General features: G+C 72.6%; 20 protein-coding genes. 15 read left to right on the top strand and 5 right to left on the bottom strand.

Features of this window, described 5'->3' with window-relative positions:
* The first annotated feature begins 16 nt into the window (after positions 1-16).
* The 4 genes from ACGGAQ_RS00310 (at position 17) to ACGGAQ_RS00295 (ending at position 4,444) form a co-directional block, all read left to right on the top strand.
* The gene (locus ACGGAQ_RS00310; RefSeq protein WP_393043211.1) at positions 17-790 is read left to right on the top strand and encodes an enoyl-CoA hydratase/isomerase family protein; all 774 of its coding nucleotides are present in this window, start codon (positions 17-19) and stop codon (positions 788-790) included.
* Between the two features lie 82 nt (positions 791-872).
* Complete coding sequence (locus ACGGAQ_RS00305; RefSeq protein ID WP_393043209.1) at positions 873-2,495, top strand: acetolactate synthase; 1,623 nt, start codon at positions 873-875, stop codon at positions 2,493-2,495.
* Positions 2,496-2,666: 171 nt separating this feature from the next.
* Positions 2,667-3,638: an ATP-binding cassette domain-containing protein gene (locus tag ACGGAQ_RS00300; protein WP_393043208.1), complete on the top strand. Its 972-nt coding sequence runs from the start codon at positions 2,667-2,669 to the stop codon at positions 3,636-3,638.
* The gene (locus ACGGAQ_RS00295) at positions 3,635-4,444 is read left to right on the top strand and encodes an ABC transporter permease (protein WP_393043206.1); all 810 of its coding nucleotides are present in this window, start codon (positions 3,635-3,637) and stop codon (positions 4,442-4,444) included. Before ACGGAQ_RS00300 ends, ACGGAQ_RS00295 begins: the two co-directional genes overlap by 4 nt.
* A 24-nt stretch (positions 4,445-4,468) precedes the next feature.
* Here ACGGAQ_RS00295 and ACGGAQ_RS00290 read toward each other — a convergent pair whose 3' ends face one another.
* From ACGGAQ_RS00290 to ACGGAQ_RS00280, 3 genes are read right to left on the bottom strand one after another with little or no spacing between them, the layout of a single operon-like run.
* Positions 4,469-4,885, bottom strand: coding sequence for a PLD nuclease N-terminal domain-containing protein (locus ACGGAQ_RS00290; protein ID WP_393043204.1), 417 nt, complete (start codon positions 4,883-4,885; stop codon positions 4,469-4,471).
* 27 nt (positions 4,886-4,912) lie between these two features.
* Complete coding sequence (locus tag ACGGAQ_RS00285) at positions 4,913-5,218, bottom strand: DUF202 domain-containing protein (RefSeq protein WP_393043202.1); 306 nt, start codon at positions 5,216-5,218, stop codon at positions 4,913-4,915.
* Positions 5,215-5,607 (bottom strand): YidH family protein, encoded by a 393-nt coding sequence (locus ACGGAQ_RS00280; protein WP_393043200.1) that lies wholly within the window; start codon positions 5,605-5,607, stop codon positions 5,215-5,217. The genes ACGGAQ_RS00285 and ACGGAQ_RS00280 overlap by 4 nt, the downstream gene beginning before the upstream one ends.
* Before the next feature lie 42 nt (positions 5,608-5,649).
* Here ACGGAQ_RS00280 and ACGGAQ_RS00275 point away from each other — a divergent pair, with 42 nt between their 5' ends.
* The 4 genes from ACGGAQ_RS00275 (at position 5,650) to ACGGAQ_RS00260 (ending at position 8,798) form a co-directional block, all read left to right on the top strand.
* Positions 5,650-6,447 carry a GNAT family N-acetyltransferase gene (locus tag ACGGAQ_RS00275; protein WP_393043198.1) on the top strand — a complete coding sequence of 266 codons (798 nt, stop codon included), beginning with the start codon at positions 5,650-5,652 and terminating at the stop codon, positions 6,445-6,447.
* A 2-nt stretch (positions 6,448-6,449) separates the two neighbouring features.
* On the top strand, positions 6,450-6,857 hold the full coding sequence (locus ACGGAQ_RS00270) for a hypothetical protein (RefSeq protein WP_393043196.1): 408 nt from the start codon (positions 6,450-6,452) through the stop codon (positions 6,855-6,857).
* A gap of 187 nt (positions 6,858-7,044) precedes the next feature.
* On the top strand, positions 7,045-7,824 hold the full coding sequence (locus ACGGAQ_RS00265; RefSeq protein WP_344357351.1) for an electron transfer flavoprotein subunit beta/FixA family protein: 780 nt from the start codon (positions 7,045-7,047) through the stop codon (positions 7,822-7,824).
* A 14-nt stretch (positions 7,825-7,838) separates the two neighbouring features.
* On the top strand, positions 7,839-8,798 hold the full coding sequence (locus ACGGAQ_RS00260) for an electron transfer flavoprotein subunit alpha/FixB family protein (protein WP_354855214.1): 960 nt from the start codon (positions 7,839-7,841) through the stop codon (positions 8,796-8,798).
* 94 nt (positions 8,799-8,892) lie between these two features.
* Here ACGGAQ_RS00260 and ACGGAQ_RS00255 read toward each other — a convergent pair whose 3' ends face one another.
* Together ACGGAQ_RS00255 and ACGGAQ_RS00250 are read right to left on the bottom strand one after the other, a co-directional pair.
* Positions 8,893-9,711: an anti-sigma factor gene (locus ACGGAQ_RS00255; RefSeq protein ID WP_393043194.1), complete on the bottom strand. Its 819-nt coding sequence runs from the start codon at positions 9,709-9,711 to the stop codon at positions 8,893-8,895.
* Positions 9,665-10,267, bottom strand: coding sequence for a sigma-70 family RNA polymerase sigma factor (locus tag ACGGAQ_RS00250; RefSeq protein WP_355066973.1), 603 nt, complete (start codon positions 10,265-10,267; stop codon positions 9,665-9,667). Before ACGGAQ_RS00250 ends, ACGGAQ_RS00255 begins: the two co-directional genes overlap by 47 nt.
* A gap of 230 nt (positions 10,268-10,497) precedes the next feature.
* Between ACGGAQ_RS00250 and ACGGAQ_RS00245 the strand changes: the two genes are divergently transcribed.
* The 7 genes from ACGGAQ_RS00245 (at position 10,498) to ACGGAQ_RS00215 (ending at position 17,037) form a co-directional block, all read left to right on the top strand.
* A complete protein-coding gene (locus tag ACGGAQ_RS00245) occupies positions 10,498-11,328 on the top strand; it encodes a DUF4397 domain-containing protein (RefSeq protein ID WP_393043192.1) in 831 nt (276 codons plus the stop codon).
* Positions 11,325-11,984: a class F sortase gene (locus ACGGAQ_RS00240; RefSeq protein WP_393043190.1), complete on the top strand. Its 660-nt coding sequence runs from the start codon at positions 11,325-11,327 to the stop codon at positions 11,982-11,984. The genes ACGGAQ_RS00245 and ACGGAQ_RS00240 overlap by 4 nt, the downstream gene beginning before the upstream one ends.
* 107 nt (positions 11,985-12,091) lie before the next feature.
* Entirely contained in the window at positions 12,092-13,267 is a 1,176-nt protein-coding gene (locus ACGGAQ_RS00235; RefSeq protein ID WP_393043188.1) for a cysteine desulfurase family protein, read from the top strand.
* A 181-nt stretch (positions 13,268-13,448) separates the two neighbouring features.
* Positions 13,449-14,522 carry a tRNA 2-thiouridine(34) synthase MnmA gene (gene mnmA, locus ACGGAQ_RS00230; RefSeq protein WP_354861221.1) on the top strand — a complete coding sequence of 358 codons (1,074 nt, stop codon included), beginning with the start codon at positions 13,449-13,451 and terminating at the stop codon, positions 14,520-14,522.
* A 60-nt stretch (positions 14,523-14,582) separates the two neighbouring features.
* Positions 14,583-15,587 (top strand): methionine synthase, encoded by a 1,005-nt coding sequence (locus ACGGAQ_RS00225; RefSeq protein ID WP_393043186.1) that lies wholly within the window; start codon positions 14,583-14,585, stop codon positions 15,585-15,587.
* A 37-nt stretch (positions 15,588-15,624) separates the two neighbouring features.
* Positions 15,625-15,996: a VOC family protein gene (locus ACGGAQ_RS00220; protein WP_354861225.1), complete on the top strand. Its 372-nt coding sequence runs from the start codon at positions 15,625-15,627 to the stop codon at positions 15,994-15,996.
* Positions 15,997-16,026: 30 nt separating this feature from the next.
* The gene (locus ACGGAQ_RS00215; RefSeq protein WP_393043184.1) at positions 16,027-17,037 is read left to right on the top strand and encodes an ADP-ribosylglycohydrolase family protein; all 1,011 of its coding nucleotides are present in this window, start codon (positions 16,027-16,029) and stop codon (positions 17,035-17,037) included.
* Positions 17,038-17,047 lie beyond the last annotated feature (10 nt).

Here is a 17,047-nt window from a genome sequence, read left to right as displayed (position 1 = left end):
AGGAAGTGAGGGCAGCGTGGGCGAGTTCGTTCGGCTGGAGACCACTGACGGCATCGGCAACATCCGGCTGGAGCGGCCGCCGATGAACGCGCTCAACACCCAGGTGCAGGAGGAGTTGCGCGCCGCCGCCACGGCGGCCACCGCCGACCCCGAGGTCCGCGCCGTCATCGTGTACGGCGGGGAGAAGGTCTTCGCCGCGGGCGCGGACATCAAGCAGATGGCCGAGATGTCCTACGTGGACATGGCCGACCGGGCGGCTGCCCTGTCCAGCGCCCTCGGCGCGATCGCGCGGATCCCCAAGCCGGTGGTCGCCGCGATCACCGGGTACGCCCTCGGCGGGGGCTGCGAGCTGGCGCTGGCCTGCGACTGGCGGGTCGTTGCCGAGGACGCCAAGCTCGGCCAGCCGGAGATCAAGCTGGGCATCATCCCCGGTGCGGGCGGCACCCAGCGGCTGGCCCGCCTGGTCGGGCCGGCGCGGGCCAAGGATCTGATCATGTCCGGGCGGATGGTGGACGCCCAGGAGGCGCTGCGGATCGGTCTGGCCGACCGGGTCGCCCCGGCCGCCGAGGTGTACGACGCGGCGGTCGCGCTCATCACGCCGTACCTCAATGGGCCGGTGCAGGCGCTGCGCGCGGCGAAGCTGGCGGTCGACGGCGGCCTGGACATGGACCTGAACTCCGGCCTGGCCTGGGAGAGTCAGCTCTTCGCTGCGCTGTTCGCGACCGACGACCGGCGCGAGGGCATGGCGGCGTTCGTCGAGAAGCGCAAGCCGGACTTCACCGGCCGCTGACGATTAGCCGAGAACGGTTCACATTGTTCCTACCGGCCAGTAGCGTGGGGCCTCGGTCATGAGCGACGAAGGGGAGCGGCGAATGACGGAGCGGATCGAGGGTCACGGCGGAGAGCTGGCCCTCGCGGCACTACGCGCACATGGCGTACGGGAGATGTTCACGCTGTCCGGCGGGCACGTCTTCCCGCTGTACGACGCCGCGCACAAGGCCGACTTCCCGATCTACGACGTCCGGCACGAGCAGTCCGCGGTCTTCGCCGCCGAGGCGGTGGCCAAGCTCCAGCGCCGTCCCGGCCTCGCCGTGCTCACCGCCGGTCCCGGTGTCACCAACGGCATCTCGGGCATGACCAGCGCCTTCTTCAACGCGTCCCCGGTGCTGGTGCTCGGTGGCCGGGCACCCGCCTTCCGCTGGGGGTCGGGCAGCCTCCAGGAGATGGACCACCTGCCGCTGGTCGCCCCGGTCACCAAGCACGCCGAGACGGTGTTCAGCACCGACGACATCCCGCGTGCGGTGGGCGCCGCCCTCACCGCCGCGCTCACGCCGCACCGGGGCCCGGTGTTCCTGGACTTCCCGCTGGAGACGGTCTTCTCGGTCGCCGAGGCCGACGTGAGCGCGCCGGCCGGCGTCGACGCCGTCGAGCCGGACCCGGACGAGGTCAGCCGGGCCGCGACGCTGATCGCCGGCGCGCAGCGGCCGGTCATCATCGCCGGCTCGGACGTGTACGCGGGCGACGCGGTGGCGGCCCTGCGCGAGGCCGCCGAGGCGTTGCAGGTGCCGGTCTTCACCAACGGGATGGGCCGCGGCTCGCTCCCTCCCGAGCACCCGCTCGCCTTCGCCAAGGCCCGCCGCGCCGCGCTCTCCGGCGCCGACGTCGTCGTGGTGGTCGGCACGCCGCTGGACTTCCGGCTCAGCTTCGGCGACTTCGGCGACGCCAAGGTCGTGCACATCGTCGACGCGCCCAGTCAGCGCGCCACGCACGTGCAGCCGGCCGTCGCACCCGCCGGTGACCTGCGCCTGATCCTCTCCGCGCTGGCCGACCACGCCGGTGACCGGGCCGACCACAGCGGCTGGATCGCCGACCTGCGCACCGCCGAGGACGCCGCCCGCGCCCGCGACGCCGCCGAGATGGCGGCCGAGACCGACCCGATCCGACCGGCCCGCGTCTACGGCGAGCTGCGCAAGGTGCTGGCCCGCGACGCGATCACCATCGGCGACGGCGGCGACTTCGTCTCGTACGCCGGTCGGTACCTGGAGCCGGCCCAGCCCGGCACCTGGCTGGACCCGGGCCCGTACGGCTGCCTGGGCACCGGCATGGGCTACGCGATGGGCGCCCGGGTCAGCCACCCGGACCGGCAGATCTGCGTGCTGATGGGCGACGGCGCGGCCGGGTTTTCGCTGATGGACATCGAGTCGCTGGTCCGGCAGAAGCTGCCGGTGGTGATCGTCGTCGGCAACAACGGCATCTGGGGGCTGGAGAAGCACCCGATGCGGGCCATGTACGGCTACGACGTCGCCGCCGACCTCCAGCCCGAGCTGCGCTACGACACGGTGGTCAGCGCGCTGGGCGGCGCGGGGGAGACGGTCACGAAGGCCGCCGACCTTCAGCCGGCCCTGCAGCGGGCGTTCGACGCTGGAGTGCCGTACCTCGTCAACGTGCTCACCGACCCGACCGACGCGTACCCCCGCTCGTCGAACCTGGCCTGAGTCGCACCCGCCGCCGCCGTCGCCCCTCGCGGGCGGCGGCGGCGCTGCGTCTTCCCGCAGCTAAATACGCGGAATGTCCGCGTCGGTCGACGTAACGTCAGCGCGGGAGCGGCGGGATGTCAGACCTGTCGCCCATGGTGGTGTCATCACCCGCAGACGACAGGAGTTGCGATGGACCACGCGATCCGCGCCGAGGGTCTGGTGCGGCGTTTCGGCGCCACCACCGCCCTCGCCGGAGTTGACCTGGCGGTCCCCACGGGGACGGTGTTCGGTCTGCTCGGGCCGAACGGCGCCGGCAAGACCACTGCGGTACGGGTGCTCGCCACCCTGCTGCGCGCCGACGAGGGACATGCCACGGTGGGCGGCTTCGACGTGGTCCGCGACGCCCACCGGGTGCGTCAGCTGATCGGCCTCACCGGCCAGTACGCCTCGGTCGACGAGACCCTGACCGGCGCGGAGAACCTGCTGCTCATCGGGCGGTTGCTCGGTCTCAGCCGGGCCGACGCCAAGCGGCGGGCCCGGCAACTGCTCGACGACTTCGGGCTCGGCGATGCCGCCGATCGGGCCGTGAAGACGTTCTCCGGCGGGATGCGGCGGCGCCTGGACCTCGCCGCCAGCCTGGTCGGTCGGCCGCAGGTGCTGTTCCTGGACGAGCCGACCACGGGCCTGGACCCGCGCAGCCGCAACGACCTGTGGGACATCGTCCGCACGTTGGTCGCGGACGGGGTGACGGTGCTGCTCACCACCCAGTATCTGGAGGAGGCCGACCAGCTCGCCGGCGAGATCGCCGTGGTCGACCACGGTCGGGTGATCGCCCAGGGCACGCCGGAGGAGCTGAAGGCGAAGATCGGCGGGCAGACCCTCACCGTGCGCCCGGCCGACGTCGCCGATCTCGGCACCGTGGTCGCCATCGCCGGCGAGGTGGCCGGGGTGACCCCCGAGGTCGCGCAGACCGCGGTCACCGTCGCGGTGAACGACCCTCGCGTGCTGCCCGTCATGGTGGGCCGCCTCGACGCGGCCGAGATCCCGGTCGCCGAGCTGGCGCTGCGCGGCGCGAGCCTCGACGAGGTCTTCCTCTCCCTCACCGGCCACCGGGCCGAGGACGCCCCGGCCGACACCGACCTGGAAAGGACCCCGGCATGAGCGCCGTGACCCTCAGCCCCGCGCTCGCCCCGGCCCGTCGACTCAGCGTCGCCGCCGGGCTGCGGCACACCTTCACGCTGGCCTGGCGCAGCCTGGTGCAGATCAAACACAACCCGATGGAGCTGCTCGACCTGAGCATCCAGCCGGTGATGTTCGTGCTGCTGTTCACCTACGTCTTCGGCACGGCCATCGCCGGCTCGTCCGGCGAGTACCTCACCTTCATGCTGCCCGGCATCATGGTGCAGAACGCGCTCTTCGCCACGATGACGACGGGGTTCGGGCTGAACAACGACCTCACCAAGGGCGTCTTCGACCGGCTGCGGGCGCTGCCCATCGCCCGGTGGGCGCCGCTGGCCGGCCGGATCCTCGCCGACACCGTCAAGCAGGCGTGGTCGATCGCGCTGCTGCTCGGCGTCGGGTCGATCCTCGGCTTCCGGGTCGGCAACGGCGTACTCGGCGTGGTGGGGGCGTTCGCGCTGCTGCTGGCGTTCACGCTGGCCGCGTCCTGGATCTCGGTGCTGGTCGGGGTGCTGGTGAGCGAACCGGACAAGGTGCAGATCTTCGGCTTCATGGTGATCTTCCCGCTGACCTTCACCAGCAACATCTTCGTACCGACCGACCGGATGCCGGGCTGGTTGCAGAACTGGGTGGAGGTCAACCCGGTGACCGTGGTGGCGGACGCGCTGCGGGGCCTGCTGGTCGGCGGGCCGGTGGCCGGGCCGGTGCTCCAGACGCTGCTGTGGGGCGCCGGCATCGCGGTGATCTTCGCGCCGCTGGCCGTACGCGGCCTCAGGCGTCGAGTCTGAGTGGCGTACCGGCCGGGCTGGTGCTCACACCTCCGGCCGGTCACCCTCACGGGGCGGCTCACCGTCGCGGCGGCGCAGGTCGTCCTCCCGCCGGCGCAGGTCCTCCTCCCAGCGACGGAAGAGTTCCTGGTCCTGCTGACGCGCGCGGTCCTGCACGGAGCGGAGGAACTCCGGGTCGTCGTCGGGGGCGAGCGGGCGGCGCGGCTGCCGTTCGGCGGAGCCGCCGCCGGCCGGCCACGCCCTGCGGGTCGCGGGGCCGGGCTCCCGGCCGGCGACGAACCAGGCGATCGACCCGACCAGGGGGAAGAACAGGATGATCAGCACCCAGGCGATCCGGGGCAGGGCGCGGATCTGACCCTCCTCAGCGGAGAGGCAACTGATCAGCGCGCAGACGGCGAGGACAATCTGCACCAGGAAGAGGAGAACGTACAGCCGGGCCATGCACCTATCATGGCGCACCGCGTCGCGTCACCACAGTCCGCGAACGGTCGCCAGCACGCCGAGCAGCGCGAGCCCGACGGTGCCCAGCGCGACCAGCGGCAACGTCCGGCCGCCGGTGCGGGCCGCCCCGGTGCCGGTGCCGCGGGGCCAGCAGAGCACGAGCACGCCGCCCCAGACCAGGACGGCCGCACCGGCGACAAGCGCTCCGAAGCTGCCGCCGTTCGACGCCAACCGGACGGCGAGCGCGGTCACCACGGTCAGCGTCAGCAGGGTGCGCCGCCAGGCCAGCCGGGTCCGCTCCGGTTGCAGCCCGGGATCGCGTCCGGCGCTCACCGTCCGCCGATCGCGCGCGCCAGCACCGCGATCACCAGCAGCACCGCGCCGGCGCCCACGGCCAGGGCGAGGACTGCGGGAAAGCGGGAAGCCGGCAGCTCCTGGCCGAGCCGGATGGCCCGTTCGGTACGCGCCCAGTGGTCCACCGCACGGATCGCGACGGCGCCGCCGAGCAGCAGCAGCGCGACGGCGATGACCTCCCGCAGGTGGCTCATCGGCAGCTGCGGCAGGAACTGCGCGGCGGCCAGCCCGCCACCGACGAGCGCCAGGCTGGTGCGTAGCCAGGCCAGGAAGGTTCGCTCGTTGGCCAGCGAGAACCGATAGTCCGGTGTCTCACCGACGGCGCGCGCCTCGGCCGGGTCGAACCACCGCCTGATCGCCTCCCACATGGTGGGAGATTATCCGCTTCCCCCGGGCCTTAGCCTGGTGTGGTGACGGATCTTGATGTGACCACGCTGCGCACCGCCTACGACAACCAGCTCCGCCCGGAGATCCCCGACCCGGTTCCGGCCGGGGTGACTGTGGAGCGGGACGGGCCGCTGGTCCGGATCATCGGGCTCGACGCCGGGGGGTTCCTCACCTACCGCGACCTGGGCGGGTTGACCGGCGACGCGCTGGACGAGCTGATCGCCCGGCAGGTGGCGCTGTTCCGCGAGCGCGGCCAGTCGGTCGAGTGGAAGCTCAACGGGCACGACGAGCCGGCTGACCTGGCGGACCGGCTGCGCGCCGCCGGATTCGTGCCGGAGGACCGGGAGACGGTCGTGGTTGGGCCGGTCGCGCCGCTGGCCGCCGCGCTGCCCGTCGTCCCCGAGGGGGTACGCCTTCGTGAGGTGACCGCGCGCGCCGACCTGGAGCGGATCGCCGCCATGGAGGAGGAGGTCTGGCGCCAGGACCGCTCACACCTCGTGTGGGGACTGGCCAAGGAGATCGACGCCGATCCGAACTCGATCACCATCGTGGTGGCGGAGGCGGACGACACGGTGGTGAGCGCCGGCTGGGTGCGGTTCCCGGCGAACACCGCCTTCGCCACGCTGTGGGGTGGCTCGACGCTGCCGCAGTGGCGGCGCAAGGGCATCTACCGGGCGCTAGTCAACTACCGGGCGCGGCTGGCCGACCAGCGGGGTCGGACGCTCATGCAGGTCGACTGTTCCGAGGACAGCCGGCCGATCCTGGAGCGACTCGGCCTCGTCCCGGTCACCACCACCACCCCGTACGTCTACACTCCGTGATCATGGAGCAGCGGTTGACGGACGAGGAGCGCCTGACCCTCAAGACGGGCGCCTTCGGCGCGGTCTTCCTCGTCTCGAACGCCGACCCGGGGATGCTGGGCGTGATCCGGGAGAGCATCGCCGCCTCCGGCGCGTTGGCCGATGCCAGTGGGGTGGTCAAGGAAGCGCTGACCACCGGTCCGCTGCCCCGGCTGCCCCGGGACTCCCAGCTGGAGATCGAGTCGGTGGTGTTGCCGGCCCTTGGCCGGGCGGTGCGGATCCTGCGGGAGAAGTCGCCGGACGACGTCGAGACGTACCGCTCGGTGGTGTTGACCGCGGCGGACCGGGTGGCCCACGCGCACGACGGGGTGGTCCCGGCAGAGGCCGCAGCCCTCGACCAGATCAGGGGTGCGCTGGCCGAGCCGGCCTGACCGCGCCGATTGTCGGTGAGCTGTGTCACTCTGAGTGCCCGGTAGCCGCAACCTACTGGCAGGTAACATTGCGCCGTGGGCAACTGCACAGCAGCCCGCGGTTGACCGGGCGTCGACCGACGCGCGAGGCTGCGGCCCAACCGGGCGAGCCAATCGCAACACCACACAGGAGGGTCGTCGAAGCGCGATGAATATCGTCGTACTCGTCAAGCAGGTGCCTGATTCGGGCGCGGACCGCAACCTGCGCAATGACGACAACACCGTCGACCGCGGTTCGGCGAACAACGTGATCAACGAGATGGACGAGTACGCCATCGAGGAGGCGCTGAAGATCAAGGAGGCGCACGGTGGCGAGGTCACCATCCTGACCATGGGTCCGGACCGGGCGACCGAGTCGATCCGCAAGGCGCTCTCCATGGGCCCGGACAAGGCCGTCCACGTGGTGGACGACGCCCTGCACGGTTCCTGCGCCGTGGCCACCTCGAAGGTGCTCGCCGCCGCCCTCGGTCAGCTGAACGCCGACCTGGTGATCTGTGGCGCCGAGTCCACCGACGGCCGGGTCCAGGTCATGCCGCACATGATCGCCGAGCGGCTCGGCGTCGCGGCGCTCACCGGCGCCCGCAAGCTCACCGTCGACGGCGCCACGCTGACCGTCGAGCGGCAGACCGAGGAGGGCTACGAGGTCGTCACCGCCTCCACCCCGGCCGTGGTCTCCGTGTGGGACACCATCAACGAGCCGCGCTACCCCTCGTTCAAGGGCATCATGGCGGCCAAGAAGAAGCCGGTGCAGACGTTCTCCCTGGCCGACCTCGGCGTCGCACCGACCGAGGTGGGCTTCGACGGTGCGACCAGCGCCGTCGTCGAGCACACCAAGCGTCCGCCGCGCTCCGGCGGCGCCAAGATCACCGATGAGGGCGAGGGCGGCGTCAAGCTGGTCGAGTTCCTCGCCACCGAAAAGTTCGTGTGAGAGCGGGTCTGGACATGTCTGAGGTTCTCGTCGTCGTCGAAGCCACCAAGGAATTCGGCGTCAAGAAGGTCACCCTGGAGATGCTCACCCTCGCCCGTGAGCTGGGCACCCCGAGCGCGGTCGTGCTCGGTGGCGCCGGCGCAGCCGAGGCGCTGAGCGCCAAGCTGGGCGAGTACGGCGCGGAGAAGATCTACGCCGCCGAGGGTGACGAGATCGACGGCTACCTGGTGGCCCCCAAGGCCACCGTGCTGGCCGAGCTGGTCAAGCGGGTGCAGCCGGCCGCCGTGCTGCTGGCGTCGGCCCAGGAGGGCAAGGAGATCGCCGCCCGCCTCGCCGTCAAGCTCGACAACGGCATCCTGACCGACGTGGTCGGCCTGGCCGCCGACGGCACCGCCACCCAGGTCGCCTTCGCCGGCTCCACGATCGTCAAGTCCAAGGTCACCAAGGGTCTGCCGCTGGTCACCGTCCGGCCCAACTCGGTCACCCCGGCCCCGGCCGCCGCGAGCCCGGCGATCGAGCAGCTCACCGTGTCGGTCACCGACACCGACAAGCTGGCCAAGGTCGTCGAGCGGGTCGCCGAGCAGAAGGGCTCCCGCCCCGAGCTGACCGAGGCCGGCGTGGTCGTCTCCGGCGGCCGTGGTGTCGGCAACGCGGACAACTTCAAGCTGGTGGAGGAGCTGGCCGACCTGCTCGGCGGCGCCGTCGGCGCGTCCCGCGCGGCGGTCGACTCCGGCTTCTACCCGCACCAGTTCCAGGTGGGCCAGACCGGCAAGACGGTCTCCCCGCAGCTCTACGTCGCGCTCGGCATCTCCGGCGCCATCCAGCACCGGGCCGGCATGCAGACCTCGAAGACGATCGTCGCCGTCAACAAGGACGGCGAGGCCCCGATCTTCGAGTTGGCCGACTTCGGCGTGGTGGGCGACCTGTTCAAGATCGTCCCGCAGGCCGCCGAGGAGATCCGCAAGCGTAAGTGATCGTGGGACAAGGAAAAGTGGCCGCCCGTCGCCGGGCGGCCACTTTTTCGTCGGGAGCTGATCGGCGGGCCGGGGAGCTGAGCCGGCCCGCCGATCAGCCCGTCAGGGTGCCTCTCAACAGGCTGTCGCCGGAGTGGCGGGTGTTGTTGTCGTACTTCTCGGCGGAGACGTCGACCACCGAGTAGCTCTTGAGGTCGACATTCGGAGGCAGGGGCAGCAGAGCGTCCGAGTCGCCACCGAGGGTGCCGATCGAGAACATCTCCATGTTCGTCGGGTTGATGAGCCAGACCTCGTAGTACCCCGGCACGCGCGGGAGATTCGCCACGTGCAGATGCAGTTGGCCGTTCTGCAGAACCCGCGCGTCACCCTGGGCCGACTTCGGCGTCGAACCGAAGGCAGCCAGGGGCGCGCTGGCCAGCACCGAGGGCGTCGGAGCGGGCGCCGGCTCGTCCGGGCGCAGCACCGAGACCGTGCCCACCACGCCGATCGCCGCCGCCGCGACAGCGGTCACCGCGGTGGCCGCCCAGCGCGACCAACCGGCACGCCGCCGGGCCCGTGACCTGCCGCCCGATCCGGGGCCCGCGACACCCGACGCCGCAGGCCCGGCCGGCGAGCCGCTCGGCCGCTGCCCGATCGTCGCCTGTTCGGCGGCCTGCTGCCGCCGGGCCTCGGTCAGCGACGGCACGGCCTCGGCCGCCCTGATCTCGGCGGCGATGCCCTGCCAGATGTGCTCCGGCGGGTCGGGCAGGTCACCGAGGCCCTGCGTCTCCACGCCGAGCCCGGCCACCTGCCGCAGGGCCGTCAGCTCCGTGCGGCAGTGCGCGCAGGTGTCGAGATGGGTGCTCTCCCCGCTGTCCGCATCGCTCTCACCGAGCGCCAGAAAAACCAGCCGCTCGTGCTCCAGGTGCTGCACCGTCCACCTCCCATCTGCGTTTCAAGCTCGCCATACCGCGCCGGATGTGACTCTTCACGGTGCCCAGCGGCACCCCGGTCACTGTGGCTATCTGCTGGTGTGTCAGGTCGTCGTAGAAGGCCAGCTCCAGCATGCGTCGCTGATCGTCGGGCAGGCGTGCCAGCTCGTCCGCGATGACCAGCCGGTCCACCACCCGGTCCGGGTCCGGTGTCGTCTGTGCCGGCTCGGGCAACTGCCGGACCGTCTCCACCACGCGGGTCTCCCGCGCCGTGGCCCGCATCCGGTCGATCACCTTGCGCCGGCCGATGCCGAGCAGCCAGCCGATCAACGACCCCTTGGCCGGATCGAAGGTGTCCCGTCCCAGCCAGGCGGCCACGAACGTCGCCTGCGTCACGTCCTCGGCGTCGGCGCGGTTGGCCAGCATGGAGGTGGCCAGGTGGAGTACGGCACGGCCGTAGCGGTCGTACGCCTCGCGCAGCGCCACCTCGTCGCCGGACCGGAACCGGGGCGCGAGGTCGTCCACCGGTGGGTCGGGTTGTTGTGGTAGCGCCGTCATCGGGCGTCCAGCCTTCGATGGGGCATGCCCGACTGTAGCTGCCACAGCCTCCGCCCCACTCTCCCGGTCGATGTCATCTCACCAGCTCTTCGTTCGCCGGGCCCGTTCCGGATGCGGTCGTGGCCGGAAAAAGAAATCGCGTCGAGGGCGCATCCAGCCGTCGCGGAGCCGGCGTAACCCGTTCTGCAAGCCAGGCCTGACGAATCAGCACCAATCACCAGGAGGCAGACATGCAGCTCTCGTACTTCCGTCGGGTCGCCGCGGGCGGCGCCGTCGCCGCGTTGGCCTTCGCCGGCGTCGCCGCGTTCACCGCCAGCCCCGCGTACGCCGCCACCTCGAAGGTCTCGGTCGTGCACGGCATCCCGGACACCCCGGTCGACGTCTACGTCAACGGCAAGAAGACGCTCGACAACTTCAAGCCCGGTGACGTGGCCGGCCCGCTGAACCTGGCCGAGGGCGAGTACGACATCGCCCTCACCAAGCCGGGCGAGCCGGTCGGCAGCGCGATCCTCAAGGTCGACAACGCCGAGGTGCCGGGTGGGGCGAACATCAGCCTCGCCGCGCACCTCGACGCCGCCGGCAAGCCGAAGATCACGCCGTTCGTGAACGACGTCTCGAAGGTCGACGCCGGCAAGGCCCGGCTGATCGTCCGGCACACCGCCGCCGCCCCGGCGGTCGACGTGCGTGCCGGTGGCACCCCGGTCTTCAAGGGCCTGACCAACCCGAAGGAGGCCAAGGCCGACGTCGACGCCGGCACGGTGAAGGCGGACGTGGTGCTGGCCGGCACCGACACCGTGGCCATCGGCCCGGCGGACCTCAACCTCAAGGAAGGCACCGCGACCATCGTCTACGCGATCGGCTCCGCCGAGGACAAGAACCTCGACGTGGTGGCCCAGACGATCACCGGCCTGCACTCCGCCCCGGGTGGCGTGCCGAGCGGTGACGGCGGCCAGGCGGGCACCGGCGTGCAGACCTGGTGGTACGCGCTGACCGGTGCCGGCGTACTCCTGCTGCTTGGTGGTGGGGTGCGGATGGCGACCGCGCGGACCGGTCGCAAGTGACGGTGCGCAACCGCGGCGCGCTGGCGGCCCTGGCCGCCGGCGTTGCCGCGCTCACCGTCGCCACCCTGGTGGCGTGCAACTCCCAGCCGGCCGAGAACGTCGGCGCCGAGGAGGCGAGCACGCTGGCCGCCAGCGCGACCCCCTCGGCCGTCGGCGGCGATCCGTCGGTGCCGGTGACCGCCGGCGAACTGCCCGCCGGCGCCGGGGTCGTCCCTCCGGTCCGGCTGGTGATCCCCGGGATCGACGTCACCGCCACGGTCAACGCGGTCGGCATCAACAAGCGGAGCAACGAGTTCGAGGTGCCGCCCAGCGTCGATCAGATCGGCTGGTACCGCTACGGCCCCGGCCTCGAGGCGGGCGCCGGTTCGGTGGTCATCGCCGGTCACGTGGACAGCGCCAAGCAGGGCCGGGGGGCGTTCTTCCGGCTGCGTGAGCTGGACCAGGGCGACACCCTGACCGCGACCGGCAGCGACGGCAAGGCGCGAAAGTACCGGGTCGTCGCCCGCGAGGAGTACGCCAAGACCAAGATCCCGCTGGAGCGGTACTTCGCCCGCGACGGCAAGCCGCGACTGACGCTGATCACCTGCGGCGGGCCGTTCGACGCCAAGGCCCGCAAGTACCGCGACAACATCGTCGTCACGGCGGTGCCCGCCTGACCGGGCGGTCGCGACGTGCCGGGGTGGGGGAATCCCACCCCGGCACCGTCGCATGGAGCCCACTCCGCCCTCCGGCCCCCGACAACTCGGCCGTACGCTGAACGGTGATGGCTTACCTGGATCACGCGGCGACGACTCCGATGCTCGACGAGGCACTGGAGGCGTACGTCGCTACCGCCCGCGAGGTCGGCAACGCGTCCTCCCTGCACGCGGCGGGTCGTCGTGCCCGTCGTCGAGTCGAGGAGTCGCGCGAGCGGGTGGCCGCGGTACTGGGCGCCCGGCCGTCCGAGGTGATCTTCACCGGTGGGGGCACGGAGAGCGACAACCTCGCGGTCAAGGGCATCTTCTGGGCCCGCCGGGGCGCCGGCCCCGACCGCCGACGGGTGATCTCCAGCGCCGTCGAGCACCACGCAGTGCTGGACTCGGTCGACTGGCTGGTCGAGCACGAGAGAGCCGAGGTCGGCTGGCTGCCGGTGGACTCCACGGGCCGTCTCGACCCGGAGGACCTGCGTGCCGAGTTGACCGCGTACGCCGACCGGGTGGCCCTGGTCACCGCCATGTGGGCCAACAACGAGGTCGGCACCGTGCAGCCGGTGGCTGAGCTGGCCGCCGTCGCCGCCGAGTACGGCGTGCCCTTCCACACCGACGCCATCCAGGCCGTCGGCCAGGTGCCCGTCGACTTCGCCGCCAGCGGGGCCTCCGCGCTGACCGTCACCGGGCACAAGCTGGGCGGCCCGATCGGGGTGGGCGCGCTGCTGCTCGGCCGGGACGTGGCGGCCGTCCCGCTGCTGCACGGCGGCGGCCAGGAACGCGACGTCCGTTCCGGCACGCTGGACACCGCCGGCATCGTCGCCTTCGCGGTCGCCGTCGAGACGGCAGTGAAGGGCCAGCAGGAGTACGCGGCCCGGGTGGCCGCGCTCCGCGACAATCTGATCGAGCGGGTCCGCCGGGCGGTGCCCGAGGTGGTCTACAACGGTGATCCGACCGACCGGCTGCCCGGCAACGCGCACTTTTCCTTCCCGGGCTGCGAGGGCGACGCCCTGCTGCTCCTGCTGGACGCCCAGGGCATCGCCTGCTCGACGGGTTCGGCCTGCTCGGCGGGGGTGGCCCAGCCGTCGCACGTGCTGCTGGCGATGGGCGCCGACGACGACCGCGCCCGTTCCTCGCTGCGTTTCACCCTCGGCCACACGAGCACCCAGGCCGACGTGGACGCCCTCGTCGCGGCCCTACCAGCAGCGGTGCAACGCGCCCGCCGAGCCGCCGCCCCCCGCACCCCCCGCTAACCCCCCAACCCCCCCCGGCCGGTCCCCGCCCCACCCCGTCGATCATGAAGTTATTGCCGACCGCATCGGCGTGTCGTGGCAATAACTTCATGATCGACGCGTTGACCCGGGGGCTGGCCCGCCCGGGGGTGGGGGCTGGGCCGGGCAGGTGGATAGGGTTGGTGGGGAAGGGAGTCTGCTGGTGAGGGTTTTGGCGGCGATGTCGGGCGGGGTGGACTCGGCCGTGGCGGCGGCGCGGGCGGTGGCGGCGGGGCATGACGTGACAGGCGTGCACCTGGCGCTGGCCCGTAACCCGCAGACGTACCGGACCGGGGCGCGCGGCTGCTGCACCCTGGAGGACTCCCGGGACGCCCGCCGGGCCGCCGACGTGATCGGCATACCGTTCTACGTGTGGGACATGGCCGACCGTTTCCACGAGGACGTGGTCGACGACTTCGTGGCCGAGTACGCCGCGGGTCGTACGCCCAATCCGTGCCTGCGCTGCAACGAGAAGATCAAGTTCGCGGCCGTGCTGGACCGGGCGGTGGCCCTGGGCTTCGACGCGGTGGTCACCGGCCACCACGCCCGGCTCGGCCCGGACGGGCTGCTGCGCCGCAGCGTCGACGTGGCCAAGGACCAGTCGTACGTGCTGGCGGTCCTCACCCGCGAGCAGCTGGACCGGTCGATGTTCCCGCTCGGCGACTCGACGAAGGCGCAGGTCCGCGCGGAGGCCGCCGAGCGTGGCCTGGCGGTGGCCGACAAGCCGGACTCCCACGACATCTGCTTCATCGCCGACGGCGACACCCGCGGATTCCTCGCCGGCCGGCTCGGCGAGGCGCCCGGCGACGTCGTCGACGCGAGCACCGGCGCGGTTGTCGGCAGTCACACCGGCGCGTACGCCTACACGGTGGGGCAGCGTCGCGGTCTGCACCTGGACCGACCCGCCCCGGACGGCCGGCCGCGCTACGTGCTCTCCATCACGCCCAAGACCAACACGGTGACGGTCGGTCCCGCCGAGGCGCTGGAGGTCTCGACGGTGCGGGCCACCCGCCCGGTGTGGACCGGTGGCCCCCGTCCGGCCGCGCCGGTCGAGTGCGAGGTGCAGTTGCGCGCGCACGGTGACGTGGTGCCGGCGACCGTCGACCTCGACGGCGACACGCTGCACGCCGAGCTGCGTCGGCCGGTCCGTGGTGTGGCCGCCGGTCAGGCCGTGGTGGCGTACCGTCCGGATCCGGCCGGCGACATCGTCCTCGGCTCCGCGACCATCACCGGCTGACCGGGCGATCCGCGCGTGGTCGCCGAGCGGCCGGCGCGTCCAGCGGGATAGCCTTCGCCCGTGACAGATCAGGCGTGGCCCTGGCCGGCCGGCGCGGCGACCGGTATCGGCTCGCTGCCCGGCACCGACATCGCCGAGGCCCAGCGGGTCGTCCTCGGTGAGCTTCCCGAGCTGCCGCACCTGCCCGAGCTGCCGGCACGCGGCCCCGGGGCCGACCTGATCGGCCGCAGCGCCGGGCTGCTGGTCGAGCTGCCCGTCGAGCTGTACGCCGGGCGTTGGCGGGTCGCCCCCCGCCCCGGCCGTGACCTGCGCCGGGCCCGGGACCTGATGGAACGCGACCTGGACCAGCTCGCCGAGCAGGCCGAGGGGTACACCGGCCCGATCAAGGTGCAGGCCGCCGGCCCACTCACCCTGGCCGCTTCGCTGGAACTGCCGATCGGCGGCCGGCTGCTGCGTGACCCCGGCGCGGTCCGCGACCTCACCGGCTCCCTCGCCGAAGGGCTGCGCGGGCACGTCGCGGCGGTCGCCCGACGGCTGCCCGGGGCCTCGGTGCTGCTGCAACTCGACGAGCCGTCGCTGCCGACCGTGCTGGCCGGGCGGGTGCCCACCGAGAGCGGGCTGGGCGCGTACCGGGCGGTGGAGTCGGCGGACGCGGCCGCTCTGCTGCGCGCGGTCGTCGACGCGGTGGGCGTACCCACGATGGTGCACTGCTGCGCCCCGCAGGTGCCGCTGGAGCTGATCCGCTCCACCGGCGCCGTCGCGGTCGCCCTCGACCTCGATCTGGTCACCGACCTGGACCCGCTGGGCGAGGCCATCGACGCGGGCCTCGGGCTGCTGGCCGGCGCCGCGCCGACCCGGCCGCCGTCGGCCGGTGGCGCACCGACCTCCGCGCAGATCGCCGATCGGGTACGCCAGATCTGGGACCGCCTCGGCTTTCCCCGTCGGCAGCTCGCCGAGCAGGTGGTCGTCACCCCGGCGTGCGGCCTGGCCGGAGCCACTCCCGAGTACGCCCGGGCGGTGCTCGCGGCCTGCCGGGACGCCGGTCGCCGGTTCACCGAGGAGTGACGTTTTTCTGTCGTACCCGGTGGGCAGGATGACGGTCATGATTGGACAGCTACGTTCAGTGGTGATCGACTGCCCCGATCCGCGGGCGCTTGCCGCGTTCTACTCCGAGCTGCTCGGCATCCCCCTGGTCGAGGGCGAGGGCGAGCCCGATGACGAGTGGGTGGTGCTGGGCGGTCCGCCCGGGCACCAGCCCCGCCTGGCGTTCCAGCGGGCGCTCAACCTGCGTCCGCCGGCCTGGCCGGACCCGGAGCGCCCGCAGCAGTTCCACCTGGACGTGACGGTGGACGACATCGACAGCGCGGAGAAGGCGGCGCTCGCGCTCGGTGCCCGGCGGCTGCCCGGCGAGGGCGAGGGTTTCCGGGTCTACGCCGACCCGGCCGGCCATCCGTTCTGCCTCTGCTGGGACTGAACATGGCGTGGGTTGCGGCGGCCCGGCATCATGGCCGCCGTGATCCACTCCTCTCCGCTGCGCGCCTCCGGTTCGCTCTTCGGCCTCGCCTACGGTGACGCCCTGGGCAAACCCACCGAGTTCCTGACCGTCGCCGAGATCCAGCGCCGCTACGGCCCGACCGGCCCCCGTGAGCTGACCGGCGATCCGGCGCTGGTCACGGACGACACCCAGATGGCGCTGGCGGTGGGTTGGGCGCTGCACGAGGCGCCGTCGCTGACCCCGGAGGTGGTGGAGCCGCTGCTGCGACGGCGTTTCGTGGCCTGGTCGGTCAGCCCGGACAACAACCGCGCCCCCGGGATGACCTGCCTACGCGCCTGCGCCGACCTGGCCCGAGGGCTGCCCTGGCAGGAGGCGACGATCGCCGACTCGAAGGGCTGTGGCGCCAACATGCGCGTGACGCCGGTGGGGTTGCTGGACGCCGACCTCGACACCCTGGCCGGGTTGGCCCAGTTGCAGGCCGGACTGACCCACGGCCACCCGACCGGGTTGGCCGCCAGCGAGCTCACCGCGTACGCGGTCTTCGCCGTGCGTGAGGGCGTCCCGCTGGCGGAGCTTCCCGCGATCCTCACCGAGCGGGCGCGGTCCCAGCGCCGCGTCTACCACCGCGAGTGGCTGGGCGATCTCTGGCAGCGCCCGGGGGTCGACACGCCGGAGGAGTTCATCGCCCGGGGCTGGGACGAATGCCTGGTGGCGCTGCGCCGGCTGACCGTCGCGCTCGGCCAGCCGGACGACGACGGCGACCCGTGCCGGGCCACGGGGGAGGGCTGGGTGGCCGAGGAGGCGCTGGCCACCGCGCTGTTCTGCGCCGTACGCCACGCCGACGACCCGGTCGCGGCGCTGGCCCGGGGCGCGACCACCGCCGGCGACTCCGACTCGATCGCCGCGTTGGCCGGCGCCTTCGTGGGCGCGGCCACCGGGATGGCGGCCTGGCCGCCCGGGTGGGCCGACCGCATCGAGTACGCCGACCAGCTCGCCACCCTCGGCGCAGCCTGGGACTGACCGGCCCGGC

This window comes from Micromonospora sp. NPDC047557 (genome assembly GCF_043205095.1).
Taxonomy (GTDB): domain Bacteria; phylum Actinomycetota; class Actinomycetes; order Mycobacteriales; family Micromonosporaceae; genus Micromonospora.
Note: the sequence above shows the minus strand (reverse complement) of the source record. Positions and strands in the feature narration are given on the sequence as shown.